This window comes from Geodermatophilus sp. SYSU D00965 (genome assembly GCF_054050075.1).
Window position 1 is genome coordinate 65006 of sequence record NZ_JBJGYQ010000026.1, and the last position, 18038, is coordinate 83043.

Below are 18038 nucleotides of genomic sequence, written 5' to 3' on the forward strand. Positions count from 1 at the left end.
ATGCGACTCCGAGGGTCCGACCGCTCCGCCGGGTCGGAGGCGCCGGCCTCCGTCGACGAGCGCGAGCACGTCGCCCACCCCGACGCCGCGGCCGTCACCGGCGCCCCGGCGCCCTCCGACCAGCGCGGCCCCCGGCTGCGGCGGGCGACCCGGTCGCTGGCGATCGCCTCGGCCCAGCTGCTGCTCATCACCGGCGCGGTCGTCGTCCTCGGGTGGGTGCTGGGCCGGCTGTGGGTGATCCTGCTGCCGATCGTGCTGGGGCTGCTGTTCGCCACGGTGCTGTGGCCGCCGACGCGGTTCCTGCGCAAGCACCGCTGGCCGCCGGCCCTGGCTGCCGCGGTGTCGCTGCTCGGGTTCCTCGCGGTCATCGGCGGGCTCGTCGCGGTGATCGCGCCCCAGGTCGCCGACCAGGTGGGCGAGCTGGCCGACCAGACCGCCGTCGGGCTGCAGCAGGTGCAGACCTGGCTGCAGGGCCCGCCGTTCAGGATCGGCGAGGACCAGATCGGTCAGGCCGTTGACAACGCGATCAACTCGCTGCAGGACAACGCGCAGAACATCGCCGGGTACGCGCTCACCGGCGCCTCGGCGGTGGGGAACGGGCTGATCAACCTCGTGCTGGCCCTGGTGCTGGCGTTCTTCTTCGTCAAGGACGGCCCGCGCTGGGTGCCCTGGCTGGCCGCGCAGACCGGGCCGAAGGCCGCGCCGCACGTGGCGGCGCTGTCGCAGAAGACCTGGAGCACGCTGTCGGAGTTCATCAAGCAGCAGGCCCTCGTCGGGTTCGTCGACGCGTTCTTCATCGGCCTGGGGCTGTGGATCCTCGACGTCCCGCTGGTGCTGCCGCTGGCCGTGCTCACGTTCTTCGGCGCGTTCATCCCGATCATCGGTGCGTTCGTCGCCGGGGCGTTCGCCGTGCTGATCGCCCTGGTCGACGAGGGCTTCACCGTGGCGCTGATCGTGTTCGGGATCGTGCTGCTGGTGCAGCAGATCGAGGGCAACGTGCTGCAGCCGATCATCCAGGGCCGCGGGTTCAACCTGCACGCGGCGGTGGTGATCCTCGCGGTGACCGCGGGCGGCAGCCTGGCCGGGATCACCGGCGCGTTCCTCGGCGTCCCGGTGGCCGCGCTGATCGCCGTCGTCTACCGGTACGTCCGCGACGAGCTCGACGGGCGCTCCCCCGACGTGACCGACGACGGGACGCGGCCCGAGATCCGCGGCGACGAGACCGGCGCGACGGTGACCCGCGAGCAGGTGGCGGCGCCGGCTCCGGACGGGACCCGCCGACCGTCGCAGCAGGACCTCGGGGACGCCGACGGGTGAACCGGGAATGCCCGCCGCCCGCGGCGAGCTGACCACCGACAGGACCCGAACCCGAGGAGGCACCCCCCGTGGCGCACCGACCGGAGGAGCTCGTCGAGCTGCTCGCCGAGGCCGAGCCGTTCCTCGCGCGGGAGGCGGAGGTGAGCGGGGCGGCGCAGCGCCGCGGCCTGGTGCTCGTGCACGAGCTCGCCGGTGAGTTCGACGCGGCGCACGCCGGCGCCCTGGCCGGCTCGCACCTGCTGGCGAGCCTGCCGCACCAGCTCATCGCGCGGTTCGACGTCGACGCCCTGGTCGACTACCGCGCCCACCGCCCCCGCATGACCTTCAACGGCGACCGGTACGAGTCGTTCACGCCGCCGGAGATCGTGCTCTACGCGGTGGAGGACGACGCGGGTGAGCCGTTCCTCCTGCTGCACGGCGCCGAGCCCGACTTCGCCTGGGAGCGGTTCGTGGCGGCGGTCGGCTGGCTGGCCGAGCGGCTGGGCGTGACGTCGGTGGTGGCGCTGCAGGCGATCCCGATGCCGGTGCCGCACACCCGCCCGGTGACGGTGACCGCGCACGCCACGCGGCGGCAGCTCATCGAGTCCTACCCCGTCTACTGGGGCGAGCTGCGCATCCCCGGCAGCGTCGCGGCGCTGCTGGAGCTGCGGATGGGCGAGGCCGGCGTCGACGCGTTCGGGGTGGCCGCGCACGTGCCGCACTACCTGGCGCAGGCGACCTTCCCGGCCGCCTCGCTGACCCTCCTGGAGCACCTGTCCCGGCTCACCGGGCTGCACCTGCCCACCGAGACTCTGCGCGAGGCCGCCGAGGCCCACCGCACCGAGGTCGACGAGCAGATCGCCCGTTCCCCGGAGAACACCGCCGTCGTGGCGACGCTGGAGCAGCAGTACGACCAGTTCGCCGCCGCCCGTGAGGGGTCGGACCTGCTCAGCGACGTCGGCGAGGTGCCCACCGGCGAGGAGATCGGCGCGGAGTTCGAGCGGTTCCTCGCCGAGCAGGAGCGCCGCCGCGGCGACTGAGGTCGCCCCGAGTGAGGCCGCGCGGAACGCGAGCCGCCCTGCGAGGTGCCGCGACGAGTGGGGGCCGGAGGCTCCCCGAGAAGTGGCAGCAGCGGCTCAGCTCACCGGGGGGACGGCACCTGGCCGCGGTGCGGTCCGGAGGATCGCAGTGTCATCGCGACCGGACGACGCTGATGCCCAGCGCGCCGAGGACCCCGACGACGGCGAACACGTAGAAGCCCCACGGGAAGGCCACCCCGGCGGTGACCAGCGCCCCGGTGATCACCGGCCCGACGATCGCCCCGATCCGCCCGGCGCCGGCCGACCAGCCCAGCGCGGTCGCGCGCACCTGCGGCGGGTGGTTGGCGCTGACGAAGGCGTAGACCAGCACCTGGGCGCTGAACACGAAGCAGCCGGTGAGGAAGCACATCAGGTACAGCCCGGCCGTCGGCAGCTGGATCGACAGCAGGGCGAGGAACAGCGCGCCGGAGGCGAACCACACGATGCCGGCCGTGCGGATGCCGATGCGGTCGGCGACCGCCCCGGCGACCAGCAGGCCGACGATCGCGCCGACGTTGAGCACCAGCAGGAACGCCAGCGAGTCGCCGAGGTCGTAGCCGGCCTCGCGCATGATCGTCGGCAGCCAGTTGTTCAGGCCGTAGACGAGCAGCAGGCCCATGAACGAGGTGACGCCGATGGCGAGGGTGTTGCGCAGGTAGTCGCGGGTGAACAGGGTCCGCACCGTGGCGGCGGCCCCGGTGCTGTTGCTCTCCCCCGCGTGCGCGTCCGCGGGAGCGGCCGGGCGCAAGAGCTCCAGGTCGTACCGCCGGGCCACCTCCTCGGCCTCGGCGCGGCGGCCGTGGGCCAGCAGGTAGGCGGCCGACTCGGGGAGGTGCCGCAGCATCAGCGGCACCAGCACCAGCGCCGGCAGCGCGCCGATGACGAACATCCAGCGCCAGCCGATCGAGTCGACGACGACGATCGCCAGCGCCGCGGTGGCGACCGCGCCGACGTGGTAGCCGGTCATCATCGTGGTCGTCGCGCGGCCGCTGCGCCCGGCGCGGGTGAACTCGTTGACCATGGCGATCGCCGTCGGCAGGCAGCCGCCCAGGCCCAGGCCGGCGAGGAACCGCAGCAGGCCGAAGACGGCGGCGTTGGGCGCGAACGCGCACAGCAGGGTGAGCAGGGAGAACGCCGCGACGGCGCCGATCAGGGCCCGGCGGCGGCCCACCAGGTCGGTCAGCGTCCCGATGGTCAGCGCGCCGATCATCATGCCGATGAGGCCGATGGTGATGACCGCGGTCGCGCCGGTGCCGCTGAGGGCCCACTCCTCCGGCGTCCGCAGGGCGGGGACGACGGTGCCGACCACGACGAGGTCGAAGCCGTCGAGGAGGACGGCGGTCCAGCACAGCGGGGCGACCCAACCGGTGGCGCGGGCGACCCCGCTCGTCCGGTTCGAGGTGCTCGCGGGCGTCGTGCTCATCAGGCCCTCCGGTGCCGTGGGTGCAGATCCGGACGGACGGTAGGTGAGCGCGGGTAGTGCACCCCAATCCGATCTTCCGTCGAGTGGAAGCCGGGTGACGGCGCCCACGCGTGCGCCAACGACAGCGGGCCGCGACCGGATCCCCGGTCGCGGCCCGTCGGCCGTGCTGCCCCCCGTGCAGGGTCCCGCCGCGAGCCTGCGAGCGGCGGGGGGCACGGGGGTCCTTGTTCAGCCGACGATGCCGTCGGTCGGCTTCCGCGCCGCGGTCCGCTCCTCGGTCGCTGGCGCTCCCTGCGATGCTCCCGCGGCTGTCAGCCGACGACCACGCGCTCGTTCGGCACGCAGTGCGTCATGACGTGCCCGCTGACGTCGCGCGGACCGTTCTTGCCGAGGTTGGCGGCGCGCTGCTGCTCCTCCTCGGTGAGGGTCTGCGTCTGCAGCGGCGGCAGCCCGCGGACGTCGTCCGCGGTGATGCCCAGGCCGTCGCCGACCCGCTGGCCGAGCTCGTCCTCGCACATGAAGAAGTGCCAGACCATCCGCTCCTGGATCGCGCGGTTGCACTGCTGCAGCGCGGCCACCAGGTTGGCGACGAGCTCGTCCTTCTCCCACTGCTCCGACAGCAGGTAGCGCTCCCCGGCCTGCGTGTAGTCGTCGGTCCGCGGGATCCGCTTGCGGGTGAGCCGGCCGGTGATGACCGGGCCCTGCTCGTCGTGGCTCGGGTACTCGGCCTCACGCAGCCCGCCGAGGATCGACGGCTCGTAGTTCACGTGCGGGTTGGCGCCCTCGGCCCGGTCGACGCCGTAGGCCATCTGGCCGTCGCGCTGGTTCGTGGCGACCCGCGCCCTCGGCTGGTTCACCAGCAGCTGCAGGTAGTTCGGGCCCACCCGGTAGCGCTGGGTGTCCGAGTAGGAGAACGTCCGGCCGACCAGCATCTTGTCGTCGGAGAAGTCCAGGCCGTCGACCAGCACACCGGTGCCGAACGCGATCTGCTCGTTCTCGGTGAAGTTGTCCTGCGGCATCCGGTTCAGGGTCATCGTCCCGACCTTGCGGAGCGGGAAGACCTCCTCCGGCCAGACCTTGGTGTCGTCGAGCGGGTCGAAGTCCAGCTCCGGGTGCTCGTCGTCGCTCATGATCTGGACGTGCAGGTCCCACGACGGGAAGTCGCCGGCGGCGATGGCGTCGTGCAGGTCCTTGGTGTGGGCGCCGAGGGTCTGGGCCTGCACCGCGGAGGCGTCGGCGGCGGTCCAGGACTTCACGCCCTGCTTCGGCAGCCAGTGGTACTTGACCAGGACGGTCTCACCCTGGGCGTTGACCCACTTGTAGGTGTTCACGCCGAAGCCCTGCATGAAGCGGTAGCTGGCCGGCGTGCCGCGGGGGCTGAAGACCAGCGTGACCATGTGCATGGCCTCGGGGGTCTGGCTGAAGAAGTCGAACGCGCGCTCGGCGACGTTGGCCTCGAAGGTGACCGGGTCCGGCTTCTGCGAGTGGATGAAGTCGGGGAACTTGATGGCGTCGCGGATGAAGAAGACGCCCAGGTTGTTCCCGACGAGGTCCCAGTTGCCGTCCTCGGTGTAGAACTTCACCGCGAAGCCGCGCGGGTCGCGCGCGGACTCCGAGGAGTCGCGGCCACCGGCCACGGTCGAGAAGCGCAGCGCCACGTCGGTGCGCTTGCCCTCCTCCTGGAACAGCTTGGCGCGGGTGTAGTTCGCGATCGGCTCGTCGCCGACGGTGCCGTCGGCCTCGAACCAGCCGAACGCGGTGACGCCGCGGGCGTGCACGACGCGCTCCGGGATCCGCTCCCGGTCGAAGTGGCTGATCTTCTCGAGGAACTGGTAGTTCTCCAGGGTCGCCGGGCCGCGAGCGCCCACCGTCCGCTGGTTCTGGTTGTCGAAGACCGGGTGGCCCTGACGGTTGGTCAGGACCGGACGGTCCGCCTCGCTCGGGGCCGGGCCCTGCGATGCGACGTCGGTCATGCTCCTACTCCTCCTCGATCGTCCTGCTCGGGGACCTGCGCGCCGCCGCCCGGGGTCCGCGTCCGGCACTGCCGGCACAGACCCCAGAAGACGACCTCCGCCTCGTCGACGACGAAGCCCGCCGCGTCCGAGGGCGTCAGGCACGGAGCCGCACCCACGACGCAGTCGACGTCCGCGACCGCGCCGCAGGAGCGGCAGACCAGGTGGTGGTGGTTGTCGCCGACCCGCAGCTCGTAGCGCGCGGGTGCACCCGCGGGCTCGATGCGGCGGGCCAGCCCGCCGGCCACGAGCGCCCGGAGCACCCCGTACGCCGCTTGGGGCGACAGCGAGGGGTGCAGGTCGCGGGCGGCGGTGACCACGGTGTCGGCGTCGGCGTGCGGGCGTTCGGCCAGCACGCTGAGCACCGACAGCCGGGGCCGGGTGACCCGCAGCCCCGCCGCCCGGAGACGGTCCGCCCAGGTCGTGTCCACCGGGACCATCCAACCCGCTTTTCTTGAGTCAGTCAAGAAAAGGGAGCTCCGACGGGGCGGATGACCCGGAGGTGTCGGGACACCTACCCCCGGGTTCGCCGGGGCACACCCACCCCGGTCCGACCGCAGGTCAGCGAGGCCTCAGGCAGTGCCCACGGGGCGGCCCCGTCCAGAGGCTGGCCGCGAGCCTGCGAGCGGTGCGCAGGACGGGGTCCCCCATGGCACCTGGCCCCGTCCAGAGGCTCGCCGCGAGCCTGCGAGCGGTGCGCAGGACGGGGTCCCCCATGGCACCTGGCCCCGTCCAGAGGCTCGCCGCGAGCCTGCGAGCGGTGCGGAGGACGGGGTCCCCCATGGCACCTGGCCCCGTCCAGAGGCTCGCCGCGAGCCTGCGAGCGGTGAGGAGGACGGGGTCCTTCCTCACGCGAAGACGATGGTCTTGGCGCCGTCCACGATGACCCGGTCCTCGACGTGCCAGGTCACGGCCTGGGCGAGCACCTGGCGCTCGACGTACCGGCCGATCCGCCGCATGTCCTCCACCGTGGCGCGGTGGTCGATGCGGGCGACCTCCTGCTCGATGATCGGCCCCGCGTCGAGCTCCGGCGTCACGTAGTGCGCGGTGGCGCCGATCAGCTTGACCCCGCGGTCGTGCGCCGCCTGGTACGGGTTGGCCCCGACGAAGGCCGGCAGGAAGCTGTGGTGGATGTTGATCAGCCGCTCCGGGAACCGGGCGCAGAAGTCCGCCGACACGATCTGCATGTACCGGGCGAGGACGACGAGGTCGACGTCCCCGATGAGCTCGAGGGCCCGCGCCTCGGCCTCCACCTTGGTGTCGGCGGTGACCGGCACGTGGTGGAAGGGCACGCCGTGGGCCCGTGCCACCGGCTCGAGGTCGGGGTGGTTGGAGACGACGGCGGCGATCTCCGCGCGCAGGTCGCCCGAACCCACCCGGTAGAGCAGCTCCTGCAGCACGTGGTCGGTCTTGCTGACGAACACGGCCAGCTTCGGCCGGTACGCCGCCTCGGTCAGCCGCCAGGTGAACTGCCACTCGCGGCCCAGCAGGTCCAGCGCGCCCTCGAGCTGGTGGCGGCGGTGCGCGAGGTCGGCGAGGAAGAACTCCAGCCGCAGCGTGAACGTGCCGCCCACCGGGTCGGAGGAGTGCTGCTGCGACTCGGTGATGTTCGCGCCGGCGTCGGCCAGCAGCCGGGACAGCACCGCGACGATCCCGGGCCGGTCGGGGCAGCGGACGACCAGGCGCCCGACGTCGGTCAGCCGGTCGTCGCGGGGACCGAGGGAGGGCAGTTCGACAACGGACACGGGAACCGAGGATGCCAGGCGCGGGCGCCGTTCCCGAGCGTCCCACCCCCAAGGAGCGAGACGGCGGACGGCCGCGGGCTACGCCGCCGGCAGGACGGCGCGCTGCGCCCCGGCGATGTCGAACAGGTCGCCGTACTCCTCGACCCGGGCCAGCACGTCCTCGGTGCGGAACCGCAGCTCCCCGGGGTCGGCGCCGTCGAGCACCGCCTCCACCTCGTCCCAGCCGATCGGCGTGGAGACGGTGGCGTCCGGGCGCGCCCGCAGCGAGTACGGCGCCACGGTCGTCTTGGCCGGGTTGTTCTGGCTCCAGTCGATGAGCACCTTGCCGGGCCGGAGCACCTTCTCCATCCGCCAGACCACCTGGTCGGGCGTCTCCGCCGACAGCTCCTGGGCCAGCTTCCGGGCGTACCGGCTGGGGTGCTCGCGGTCGGTCACCCGGATCGGCGCGTAGACCTGCATCCCCTTCGACCCCGAGGTCTTCACGACCGGGTCCAGGCCGTCGTCGACCAGCCGTTCGCGCAGCCGCTCGGCGACCTCGCAGCACTCCAGGATGCCGGCGTCCGGGCCGGGGTCGAGGTCGAGGACGAGCAGGTCGGGCAGGGCCGGCTGCCGCCGGCTGCCCACCTGCCACTGCGGGACGTGCAGCTCGATGGCGGCGAGGTTGGCCGCCCAGGCGAGGTCGGCGACGGTCTCCAGGATGACCATGTCGAGGGTCTCCCGGCCGCGGGAGCTGCCCGGGCTGGGGACGGTCACCCGGCGAACCCAGTCGGGCGCGTGCCGGGCGCTGTTCTTCTCGAAGAACGCCTGCCCCTCGACGCCGTCGGGCCAGCGGGTGAAGGTGACCGGCCGGCCGGACAGGTGCGGCAGCAGCGCCGGGGCGATCCGGACGTAGTAGTCGATCACCTGCGCCTTGGTGAAGGAGACCTCCGGGAAGAGCACCTTCTCCAGGTTGGAGACGTGCAGCTGCCGCCCCTCCACGCGCACCAGCTGGCGACTCACGGGCACACCTGTACCCGGCGGCGGCTCACCACTCCTCGACCACGTCCTCCGGGGCGAGGTCGTCGCGCAGCCCGCGCCAGGACGGGTGCCGCATCCGGCCGTCCGCCGTCCAGACGGCGAAGGCCACCTCGCCGACCAGGTCGGGCTCCACCCAGTGCGCGCCGCGGGTCACCTCCCGCGGGAGGTCGTCCGCGAAGGGGCTGCTCGCCCGTGGCGTGAACAGCTCCTCCAGGTCGCGCAGGGCCTGGGCGGTGAACCCGGTGCCGACGTGGCCGGCGTACACGAACCGCCCCTCGTCGTCGTGCAGGCCCACCAGCAGCGAGCCCACTCCCCCGGCCCGCCGGCCCTGCCCGGGCCGCCAGCCGCCCACGACGACCGCCTGGGTGCGGACGTTCTTCACCTTGCGCCAGTCCGGGCCGCGCAGGCCGGGCCGGTAGGGCGAGTCCAGCCGCTTGGCGACGACGCCCTCCAGGCCGTTGTCCCGGCTGGCCGCGAGCACTGCCGCCCCGCCACCGCGGAACCACGGCGTGCTCACCCAGCGCTGCCCGCCGATGCCGAGGGCGTCGAGGCGCTCCCGGCGCTGCGCGTAGGGCAGGTCCGCCAGGGGCTCGCCGTCCCAGGCCAGCACGTCGAAGACCAGGTAGGTGACCGGCGCGGCCGCGGCCAGCCGGTGCACCTCGGGCCCGGTGCGGTGCATCCGGCCCTGCAGCGCGCCGAAGTCCGGCCGGCCCTGGTCGTCGAGCGCGACGACCTCGCCGTCCAGCACGGCGTCGTGCCCGAGGAGCTGGGCGGGCAGCCGGGCCAGCTCGGGATAGCGGACGGTGATCTCGGTGCCGCTGCGGGCCCACAGGGCGAGGGCGCCGTCGCGCACCACGGCGACGGCGCGGACGCCGTCCCACTTGAACTCGTAGCCCCACCGGTCGTCCTGCTCGGCCGGCGGGAGCTCGCCGAGGGTGGCCAGCATCGGCGACGGGGCCTCGACCGGGGGCTCCGGCGGGGCGGGGTCGAGTTTGCGCACGTTCCAGGTGCCGTCGGCCAGCCGGAACAGCACGTACCGGCCGCGCAGCCGCTCGCCGTCGAAGGCGACGGTGACGTGGTCGTCGGCCCACTTCTCGGTGGCGTACCGGCCGGCGTCCCAGATGCGCACCTGGCCGCCGCCGTACTCGCCGGCGGCGATGGCCCCCTCGAAGGTCGCGTACTCCAGCGGGTGGTCCTCGGTCGGCACGGCCAGCCGGCTGGGCCCGGTCGTGGTGGGCGGCCCCTTGGGCACCGCCCAGCTCTTGAGGACGCCGTCCCGCTCGAGGCGCAGGTCCCAGTGCACCCGCTCGCCGGTTCCGCGGGGCGTGTGGTGCTCCTGGACGACGAAGGTGTCGCCGCTGCCGGCGGGCAGCGGCCGGCCCGCCGGCGGGACGGGCTCGGCGGTGCGGGCCGGGTCGCGCTTGGCGCGGTACTCGGCGAGCGGGTCCTCGCGCGGGCGCGCCGGCACGTCAGGCGGTGCGGCGGGCGCGCTTGGCCGGCTGCTCGTCCGCCGTGGCCTTCTTCGCGGCGGTGGCCTTCTTCGCCGCCGTGGTCTTCTTCGCGGCCGTGGCCTTCTTCGCGGCCGTCGCCTTGCGGGCGGTGGCCTTGCGGGCCGGCCGCTCCTCGGGCTCCTCGTCGGCGGCCTGCGGCGCGGCGCGCTTGGCCGCGGTGGCCTTCTTCGCGGGCGACCGCCGGGCCGGCGGCTCCTCGTCGGCGGCGCCGCCGCGCGCCTGCTCGACGCTGCGCCGCAGGGCGCTCATCAGGTCGACCACGGCGGCGCCCGGGTCCGCCGTCTCCGGCAGCGGCTGCACCTCGCCGCCGCTCTGCTTGGCCTCCAGCAGCGCGGTCATGGCCTCGCGGTAGTCGTCGGTGTACTCCGAGGGGTCGAAGTCCCCGGTCATCGACGAGATGAGCGCCTCGGCCATCTGCAGTTCCTGGGGCCGGACGGCGACGTCCTCGTCGAGGAAGGCGAAGTCCGGACGGCGGATCTCGTCGGGCCAGCGCATCGTGTGCAGCACCATGACGCCCTCGCGCACCCGCAGCGCGGCCAGCGACTCGCGCTGCCGGATGGCGATCTTGGTGATCGCGACCTGGCCGGCGTTCTCCAGCGCGTCGCGGAGCAGCACGTACGGGCGGGTCGCCGACGCGTCCGGCTCCAGGTAGTAGGTCTTCTCGAAGTGGATCGGGTCGATGTCGTCCTGGTCGACGAACTCGAGCACCTCGATCTCCCGCCGGCTGGTCAGCGGCAGCTCCTCGAAGTCCTCGTCGGTGAGGATGACCAGCTGGCCGTCGGGCAGTTCGTAGCCCTTGGCGATCTCGGAGTACTCGACCTCCTCGCCGTCGATCGAGCAGACCCGCTTGTACTTGATCCGGCCGCCGTCGGTGGCGTGCACCTGGTTGAACCGGATGTCGTGGTCCTCGGTGGCGGTGTACAGCTTCACGCCGATGCTCACCAGGCCGAAGGAGACCGCACCGCGCCAGATCGACCGCATGCCCGTTCCTTCCGCAGGTCCCGTCCCACGACCGCGGGCGGGGAAGGCCAGGCGGTCCAAGATCACAGGATAGGCGCGCCCACCGCGCCGCGGCAGGTCGAGCGGCCCGCTCCTCCTCCGTACGGGTGGCCTACTGCTCGCCCTCCTCGTCGTCCCCGGTCGCCTTCGCCTGGATGGCGTCGTAGGCGAACTGGAGGACGTCGGAACCGGCGACGGCGGTCATCGTCAGCGCCGCGAGCCGGGTGGCGTTGGGCGCGGCCACGTAGGCGAACACGAACGTCGTGGCCACCCACTGCGCCAGGCAGAACGGGCAGGTGAGCAGCTCCCCCACGGCGTGCTTCCAACCCCCGTGCGCGCGGACCTCCTCGGCCAGCTCCGCCTCGCCCGAGGCGCCGTTGAACTGGGCGAACGGCGCGCGGATCGGGCTGGTGACCGGGTCCTTCGCGATCCGCCGGGCCAGCCGGAACGTGCCGATGGTGAGCAGGACCGCGTCGCCCAGCGGGATGCGCCGGGGCAGCGGGCGTCCCGAGGCCCGGACGACGGCGGCCCCGGTCGCCACCGCGGCGCTGTAGACGCTCATCGCACCGAGGAAGCCCCCGAGGGGCCGGTCCTCCCCACCCGCGTACGCGCGCTGCTGCCCGCGTGCCCACCGCCGGACCGGGGCACCGATCCGTTGCACCTCGTCTGGGATCGCCATGTCGGCCGCGCTACCCCGGCCCGGCCAGGCCCATGCGGAACGGCGCCGGGTCGTGTCCGCGGACACGGCCCGCATGGACTCGGGACCGGCGGGTAGGCGAGGGGCAGCACGCGGCCGTCGACCGGCCGCTCCCCCGGCCCGGCCGGCCCACCGCACCAGGAGGCACCATGACGCAGCCCGAAGGCCAGACCGCCCGCGACGTCTTCCCCGAGGACGAGGGCATCCCCGACATCTCGCAGGACGACTCGCCGACCCAGGAGCGGGCCGAGGACCCCCAGTTCGCCCCCGTACCGCGCGACGACGCCGGCGCCAGCGTCGACTTCGGCACCACGGCCTTCGAGCAGTCCGAGGGTGAGTCGCTGACCGGCCGCCTGGAGCGGGAGGTCCCCGACGTCCAGCCCGGGGTCCGGGCGTCCGAGGACCCGAACCGCCCCGCCGGCCAGCTCGAGCAGGACTACGACACCACCCCGGACTCCGACTCGGGGACCAACCGCACCGCCGACGACGTCGAGGCCAGCCTCGACGTCTCGGTCGGCGGCGAGAGCGCCGAGGAGGCAGCGGTCCACCTCACCGACTGACGGTCCGACCGGGTGTCCTGTCGCCCCCGCCGTGCCCGCCGCGGCGCCGCCGCGTCCCGGAGCCCGTCGCGCCCCTCGCCCGGACGGGCGAGTTCCCGCACCCGGACGGGGACGGTGACCGGGCCGGTTGGCGGACACGCGGACGGTTGCATACCTTGGGCGACGGCGGTTCAGCAGGCAGCCGCGGCCGTGCCGGGTCGTTCCCCGGTGCGGACACGTTCGACGACGAGCGTGTCCGGGGGCCACGACACCGGGGGGCCGCTCAGCGGTAGATTGACCGGGCGGTCGTGCCGCCGGGTACTGCCGTTGAGAGGAGCTCAGCCCGTGACCACATCCGACCTGCCTGCCGAGGGGCAGCCCGACGTGTCGACCGAGGGCACGGAGGCACCCTTCGACGACGTGATCACGCTCTCGACCTCCACTGGTGAGGACGGCGCGGTCACGGTGACGGTCGTCGGCGAAGTGGACACGTTCACGGCCCCGGTGCTCCGGTCGTCGCTCGACACCCAGCTCGAGCAGCAGCCCAAGGCGCTGGTCATCGACCTCTCCGGCGTCCAGTTCCTCGGCTCAGCCGGGCTGGCCGTCCTCGTCGAGACCCAGAAGTCGGCCCGCTCCCGCGACGTCGACCTGCGCCTCGTGGCCACCACGCGCGCGGTCACCCGACCGCTGGAGGTCACCGGACTGATCGACCTGTTCACCATCGTGGACGGCAGCTCCCGCTGACGACGGCCCCCCGCTGGGGGCCGACCACGACGAAGGCCCCGCCATCGGCGGGGCCTTCGTCGTGTCCGGAGCTCAGGCGGTGCCCTCCAGCCTGACGCCCGCACTGCGGCCCCCTCCAGGGCACCACCCCGAGCCTGCGAGGGTGGGGAGGAGGGGGTCCTTGCTCAGGCGGTCAGCATCTGGCAGACCGCCTGCTCCAGCACCTTCTGCGCCGTCCGGTCGTCGGGCGCCGAGGCGGCCTCCTCGAGGGCGGGCGCGATCGTCTCCCCGCTCTCGAAGTGGTCCACCACCCGCGGGTCGACGTAGCTCGCCTTGCACACCGCCGGGGTGTTGCCGAGGGTCTCCGAGACCCGCTCGTAGGCCTGCTTGACAACCCGCTTGCGCGCCGTCCGGGTCGCCGGCTGCGGCGCCTCGGCCAGCGCCGCGGCCATCAGCACGGTGGCGTTCCAGGTCCGGAAGTCCTTAGCGGTGATCTCGGCGTCGCTGACCTCCTTCAGGTAGGTGTTCACCTCCGTGCTGCTGACGTCGTGCCACACCCGCTCCGAGCCCGCCGGGTCCTGCACCCAGTAGCCGAGCAGCTCCTCCCCGGTGTCCTCGGGGCGCTTGAGCAGCTCCCGGACGACGTCCGCGGTGGGCTTGTCGGTGAGCTCCAGCTCGCGCTCGATGCCGCCCTTGGCCGTGTAGGAGAAGAACACCCGCTCGCCGCGGACGCGCACGTGGTCGCGGCGCAGGGTGGCCAGGCCGTAGGTGCCGTTGTCCTCGGCGTACTGCTCGCTGCCGACGCGGAAGGCACCGAGGTCCAGCAGCCGGACGGCGGCGGCGAGCACCCGTTCCCGGGTCAGCCCGCTGCCGGTGACCGCGTCGACGACGGCGTCCCGGACGTCGGGGAGCTGGTGGGCGATCTCCAGCACCCGCTCGTGCTTCTCCGCGTCCCGGCGGGCCCGCCAGGCGTCGTGGTAGCGGTACTGCTTGCGACCGGCGGCGTCCACGCCGGTGGCCTGGATGTGGCCGTTGGGCCACGGGCAGATCCAGACGTCCCGCCACGCCGGTGGGATGGCGAGCGCGCGGATCCGGTCCAGCCGGTCGTCCCTGATGAGCGACCCGTCGGTGTCGTAGTAGGCGAAACCGCGGCCGGCGCGCCGGCGTCGGTACCCGGGGCCGTGCACGTCGCTGCGGCGGAGTCTCACGCGGGGTGGATGCGCACCGGACCCGTTCCCCAAACGGGGACGGCGCCGACATCCCCCCTCAGTGCAGCTCGACCAGGCCGGCCAGCCCGCTGATCTCGAGGATGTGCCGGGTCACCCCGCCGTCGGGGGCGTCCACCACCAGCCGCCAGCCCTCGTCACCGGCGATCCGGGCCATGGCCAGGACGACGCGCACCGCGGCGCTGCTGAACAGCGTCACCTCGCTGAGGTCCAGCTCGACCTGGCCGGTGCCGCCGTGGCTGGCCTCCAGCAGCCGGATGCGCATCTGCTCGGCACCGAGCAGGTCGACCGCGCCGGCGACCCGCACCACGGGCCGTTCCGCCGTCCGGTCGACCACGACCTCCGCGGTGCCGGTGCCGGCGTGCCGCTGCTCGATCTCCTCGGGGCTGCGGCGCAACCGCATGCTCAGCGTCACCGTCGTCCCGTGCTCGCCCTGCAGGACGACGCCGTCCACGAGCTGGCGCATGATCAGCAGGCCGCGGCCGCGGTCGCCGGGGTCCCGGTCCGGCGGCCGCCAGCGGCCCTGGTCGCGGACGGTCACCGTCAGCAGCCCGTCGACGTCGACGGCCGCGGTCACGTGGACGCGGCCCGGCGTCGTCCCGCGGTAGGCGTGCTCGACCGCGTTCGCGCAGGCCTCCCCCACGGCCACCATGACGCCGACCCGGTCCTGCTCGCCCATGCCCAGCCCGGCCAACCACGCGGTCAGCCGGCGGCGCACCGCCGGCAGCGACGAGGGGGCCGCGGGCAGGTCGAGGTCCAGCGGCTCCGGCACCTCGGCCAGCCGGTGGGCGACCAGGACGGCGATGTCGTCGGGGCGCTCGCCGGGAGCCAGTAGTCCCTCGGCGAGGGCGGCGGCGAGCGTGGCCACGCCCTCGCCCTCCAGGGCCCCGGGGGCGGCGAGCACCTCGCGGGCGACCGCGCCCAGGCGACTGAGCCCCTGGGCCGGCGGCGGGCCGGAGGCGGAGACCGCGCCGTCGGAGTACAGCACCAGCGTGGCGCCCTGCGGGACGTCCGCGGTGGTCACGGCGGTCGGCGCGCCGGGGAGGCTGCCCAGCGGCGGGCGCGGGGTCAGCGCGAGGAACGAGATCGAGCCGTCCGCCTCGACGAGCATCGGCGCGGGGTGCCCGGCCGCCGCGTAGGTCAGCCGGCCGGTGGCCGCCTCCAGCACCCCGTAGAACACCGAGGCGCCCTCGACGTCCTCCATCTCGGCGGCGAACGCGTCCAGCGCCGCCATGACGGAAGCCGGCGACGGGTCCCGCAGCGCGGCCGACCGCATCGCGCCGCGCAGCCGGCTCATGGCCCCGGCCGCGGGGACACCGTGGCCGACCGCGTCGCCGATGACCAGCGCCACCCGGCCCCGGCCCACCGGCACCGCGTCGTACCAGTCGCCCCCGGCCGCGCAGATGGAGCTGGCCTGGTGGTAGCTGCCGGACAGCCGCAGGTCGGGCAGCAGCGGCAGGGCCGGCGGCAGCAGGGCGTGCTGCACCTGCTCGACGACGTCGACCGCGGCGTCGGAGGGGTTCTCGGACCGGTCGGCCTCGACGAGCAGCAGCACCCCGGGCCGCCCCTCCACCTCCAGCGGCTGCAGGACGACGCTCGCCGCCGGCCCGTCCGACCCGAGGGAGCCGTGCACCGTCTCCGGGCGCCCCGACCGCGCCACCACCGCGGCCAGGTCGGCGATGCGGCGGCCGTCGACCGACGGCAGGTCGGCACTGGCGGTGCCGAGCGCGCGGGCCCGGGCGTTGGCCCAGACCGGCTCCATGGCCGGCCCGGCGAGGCAGTAGATGGCCGCGGGGGCGTCTTCCATGGCCGCGACCAGCAGGGCACCGCCCGCGTCCTCGACGGGACCGGACCCCCGCGGCGCGCTGTCCTGGCTCGTGTTCATCTGCGACCAGGGAACAACAGCCCCGGGACCCCGGCAACCGCGCTCCCGCGCAGGCCAACCCGTGTTTGGCCCCCGCCGGCGGACGGGTAGTCCTCTCCGCTGGGCCCACTCCCCCGACCCGGTGACGCGCCGCCATCGGCGCGCGGTCGGGCAGGATGGAGGCCGAGCCGGGCGGCCGGGATCCCCGGCGCCGGTGCGAGAGCTGAGGATGAGGAGCGGACGACGGATGGTGGACTCGAGGGGTGCCCTCGCGCACGACGGGCGGCGCGCCGAGCGACTGGAACTGCGGGTGCCCACCACCCCGACCCAGCTGCCCGCGGTGCGGGCGATGGCCGGTGACCTGGCGATGCGGATGGACTACGACCTGGACGCGGTCGAGGACCTCCGCCTGGCGGTGGACGAGGCGTGCGCGACGCTCGCCTCGGTCGTCAACGACGACCGGCGGCTGACCGTCGTCTTCGAGACGACCCGGGCCGGGCTGCACATCGACGCCTGGGTGCCGACGGCGGAGGGCACCGACGTCCCGCGGGACGGCTTCGGGTGGGCGGTCCTGCACACCCTCGTCGACAACGTGGAAGCCGGCCCCGCCACCCAGGCGACCGTGCCGGCCGGGGACGGCACCACCGCCGCCGTGGCGGTGATCTCCATGGACAAGTACCTGCCGGGCCAGCGCCCGGACCAGCAGCTCGGGCAGACGGGCCAGAACGTCTCGGTCGCGCGGTGACCCGGGGAGCCGCCGCGAAGCCCCAGACGGCCGAGGAGGACACCCTGCCCGACGACGACACCCCGACCACCGCGCACGGGACGGACGACGCGACCCCGTCCGGCGAGCAGCCGGTCGTGGTGCCCGACCCGCGCAGCGAGACGGTGCCGGACAGCGACGTCGAGACCACGCCCGACGCCGACCCCGAGCCCACACCGGCCTCGGACAACCGGCGCCGGGCCGAGCGCACCGCGCCGCTGTTCGCCGAGCTGGCCACGCTCGAGAAGGACGACCCGCGCCGCGAGCGGCTGCGGGAGATCCTGGTCGAGGAGCACCTGCCGCTGGTGCGGCACTTCGCCCGCCGGTTCAGCAACCGCGGAGAGCCGTTCGACGACCTGCTGCAGGTCGGCACGCTCGGCCTGATCGCGGCGATCGACCGGTTCGACCCGACGCGCGGGGTGGAGTTCCTCTCCTTCGCCGTCCCGACGATCACCGGGGAGATCAAGCGGCACTTCCGCGACCAGGGCTGGTCGGTGCGGGTGCCGCGGCGGCTGCAGGAGCTGCACCTGTCGCTCAACGCGGCCGTCGGGGAGCTGGCGCAGAAGAACGGGCGCGCGCCGACGCCGTCGGAGCTGGCCGAGCACCTGGGCATCCCGCGCGCCGAGGTGCTCGAGGGGCTGGCCGTCGCCAACGCCTACCGCAGCAGCTCCCTGGACGAGCGGCTCTCCGGTGAGGACGACTCCCCCACCCTGGCGGCGACGCTGGGCGAGGAGGACGCCGCGCTGGAGGGTGTGGAGTACCGGGAGTCGCTGCAGCCGCTGCTGGCCACCATCCCGGCCCGCGAACGGCGGATCCTCATCCTGCGGTTCTTCGGGAACATGACCCAGTCGCAGATCGCCGCGGACATCGGCATCTCGCAGATGCACGTCTCCCGGCTGCTCAGCCAGACCCTGGCCAAGCTCCGCGAGGGCCTGCTCAAGGACTGAAGAAGGACCACCCTGCCCCCCACCGCTCGCACGCTCGCGGCGGGACCCTGCAGGATGGCCATCGAACTGACCATGGGGTTGGGGGGGGGGGGGGGGGGGGGGGGGCGCGCCAGGGAGCGGGGGGCGGGGGGGGGGGGGGGGGGGGGGGGGGGGGGGGGGGGCCGCCGCCCGGCCGGGCCGCTGCCGCGCCGGCCGGG

16 protein-coding genes are annotated in these 18038 nt (G+C 74.2%); 6 read left to right on the forward strand and 10 right to left on the reverse strand.

Going from position 1 to position 18038, the window contains the following annotated elements:
• The gene (locus ACI789_RS21205) at window positions 1-1317 is read left to right on the forward strand and encodes an AI-2E family transporter (RefSeq protein WP_457011391.1); all 1317 of its coding nucleotides are present in this window, start codon (window positions 1-3) and stop codon (window positions 1315-1317) included.
• A gap of 68 nt (window positions 1318-1385) precedes the next feature.
• On the forward strand, window positions 1386-2336 hold the full coding sequence (locus tag ACI789_RS21210; RefSeq protein WP_457011392.1) for a proteasome assembly chaperone family protein: 951 nt from the start codon (window positions 1386-1388) through the stop codon (window positions 2334-2336).
• Window positions 2337-2487: 151 nt separating this feature from the next.
• Here ACI789_RS21210 and ACI789_RS21215 read toward each other — a convergent pair whose 3' ends face one another.
• The 8 genes from ACI789_RS21215 to ACI789_RS21250 all read right to left on the reverse strand — a co-directional run bounded on the left by ACI789_RS21215 (window position 2488) and on the right by ACI789_RS21250 (window position 11761).
• The gene (locus tag ACI789_RS21215; protein ID WP_457011394.1) at window positions 2488-3798 is read right to left on the reverse strand and encodes an MFS transporter; all 1311 of its coding nucleotides are present in this window, start codon (window positions 3796-3798) and stop codon (window positions 2488-2490) included.
• Between the two features lie 311 nt (window positions 3799-4109).
• On the reverse strand, window positions 4110-5771 hold the full coding sequence (locus tag ACI789_RS21220; protein ID WP_457011395.1) for a catalase: 1662 nt from the start codon (window positions 5769-5771) through the stop codon (window positions 4110-4112).
• The gene (locus tag ACI789_RS21225; protein ID WP_457011396.1) at window positions 5768-6241 is read right to left on the reverse strand and encodes a Fur family transcriptional regulator; all 474 of its coding nucleotides are present in this window, start codon (window positions 6239-6241) and stop codon (window positions 5768-5770) included. The genes ACI789_RS21220 and ACI789_RS21225 overlap by 4 nt, the downstream gene beginning before the upstream one ends.
• Window positions 6242-6658: 417 nt before the next feature.
• The gene (purU, locus tag ACI789_RS21230; RefSeq protein WP_457011397.1) at window positions 6659-7555 is read right to left on the reverse strand and encodes a formyltetrahydrofolate deformylase; all 897 of its coding nucleotides are present in this window, start codon (window positions 7553-7555) and stop codon (window positions 6659-6661) included.
• Between the two features lie 78 nt (window positions 7556-7633).
• On the reverse strand, window positions 7634-8554 hold the full coding sequence (ligD, locus tag ACI789_RS21235) for a non-homologous end-joining DNA ligase (RefSeq protein ID WP_457011398.1): 921 nt from the start codon (window positions 8552-8554) through the stop codon (window positions 7634-7636).
• 25 nt (window positions 8555-8579) lie between these two features.
• Complete coding sequence (gene ligD, locus ACI789_RS21240; protein ID WP_457011399.1) at window positions 8580-10040, reverse strand: non-homologous end-joining DNA ligase; 1461 nt, start codon at window positions 10038-10040, stop codon at window positions 8580-8582.
• Between the two features lies 1 nt (window position 10041).
• Window positions 10042-11064: a non-homologous end joining protein Ku gene (gene ku / locus ACI789_RS21245; RefSeq protein ID WP_457011400.1), complete on the reverse strand. Its 1023-nt coding sequence runs from the start codon at window positions 11062-11064 to the stop codon at window positions 10042-10044.
• A 130-nt stretch (window positions 11065-11194) separates the two neighbouring features.
• Window positions 11195-11761: a DUF1360 domain-containing protein gene (locus ACI789_RS21250; RefSeq protein WP_457011401.1), complete on the reverse strand. Its 567-nt coding sequence runs from the start codon at window positions 11759-11761 to the stop codon at window positions 11195-11197.
• A 167-nt stretch (window positions 11762-11928) separates the two neighbouring features.
• Here ACI789_RS21250 and ACI789_RS21255 point away from each other — a divergent pair, with 167 nt between their 5' ends.
• Together ACI789_RS21255 and ACI789_RS21260 are read left to right on the forward strand one after the other, a co-directional pair.
• The gene (locus ACI789_RS21255; protein WP_457011402.1) at window positions 11929-12339 is read left to right on the forward strand and encodes a hypothetical protein; all 411 of its coding nucleotides are present in this window, start codon (window positions 11929-11931) and stop codon (window positions 12337-12339) included.
• 324 nt (window positions 12340-12663) lie between these two features.
• Window positions 12664-13062 (forward strand): STAS domain-containing protein, encoded by a 399-nt coding sequence (locus ACI789_RS21260; RefSeq protein ID WP_456917335.1) that lies wholly within the window; start codon window positions 12664-12666, stop codon window positions 13060-13062.
• 164 nt (window positions 13063-13226) lie between these two features.
• Here ACI789_RS21260 and ACI789_RS21265 read toward each other — a convergent pair whose 3' ends face one another.
• Window positions 13227-14249 carry a DNA topoisomerase IB gene (locus ACI789_RS21265; protein ID WP_457011403.1) on the reverse strand — a complete coding sequence of 341 codons (1023 nt, stop codon included), beginning with the start codon at window positions 14247-14249 and terminating at the stop codon, window positions 13227-13229.
• Between the two features lie 58 nt (window positions 14250-14307).
• Window positions 14308-16152 (reverse strand): SpoIIE family protein phosphatase, encoded by a 1845-nt coding sequence (locus ACI789_RS21270; protein WP_457011404.1) that lies wholly within the window; start codon window positions 16150-16152, stop codon window positions 14308-14310.
• Between the two features lie 226 nt (window positions 16153-16378).
• Here ACI789_RS21270 and ACI789_RS21275 point away from each other — a divergent pair, with 226 nt between their 5' ends.
• Both ACI789_RS21275 and ACI789_RS21280 read left to right on the forward strand, forming a co-directional pair.
• Window positions 16379-16876 carry an ATP-binding protein gene (locus ACI789_RS21275; RefSeq protein WP_457011406.1) on the forward strand — a complete coding sequence of 166 codons (498 nt, stop codon included), beginning with the start codon at window positions 16379-16381 and terminating at the stop codon, window positions 16874-16876.
• On the forward strand, window positions 16873-17841 hold the full coding sequence (locus ACI789_RS21280) for an RNA polymerase sigma factor SigF (protein ID WP_457011407.1): 969 nt from the start codon (window positions 16873-16875) through the stop codon (window positions 17839-17841). Before ACI789_RS21275 ends, ACI789_RS21280 begins: the two co-directional genes overlap by 4 nt.
• Window positions 17842-18038 lie beyond the last annotated feature (197 nt).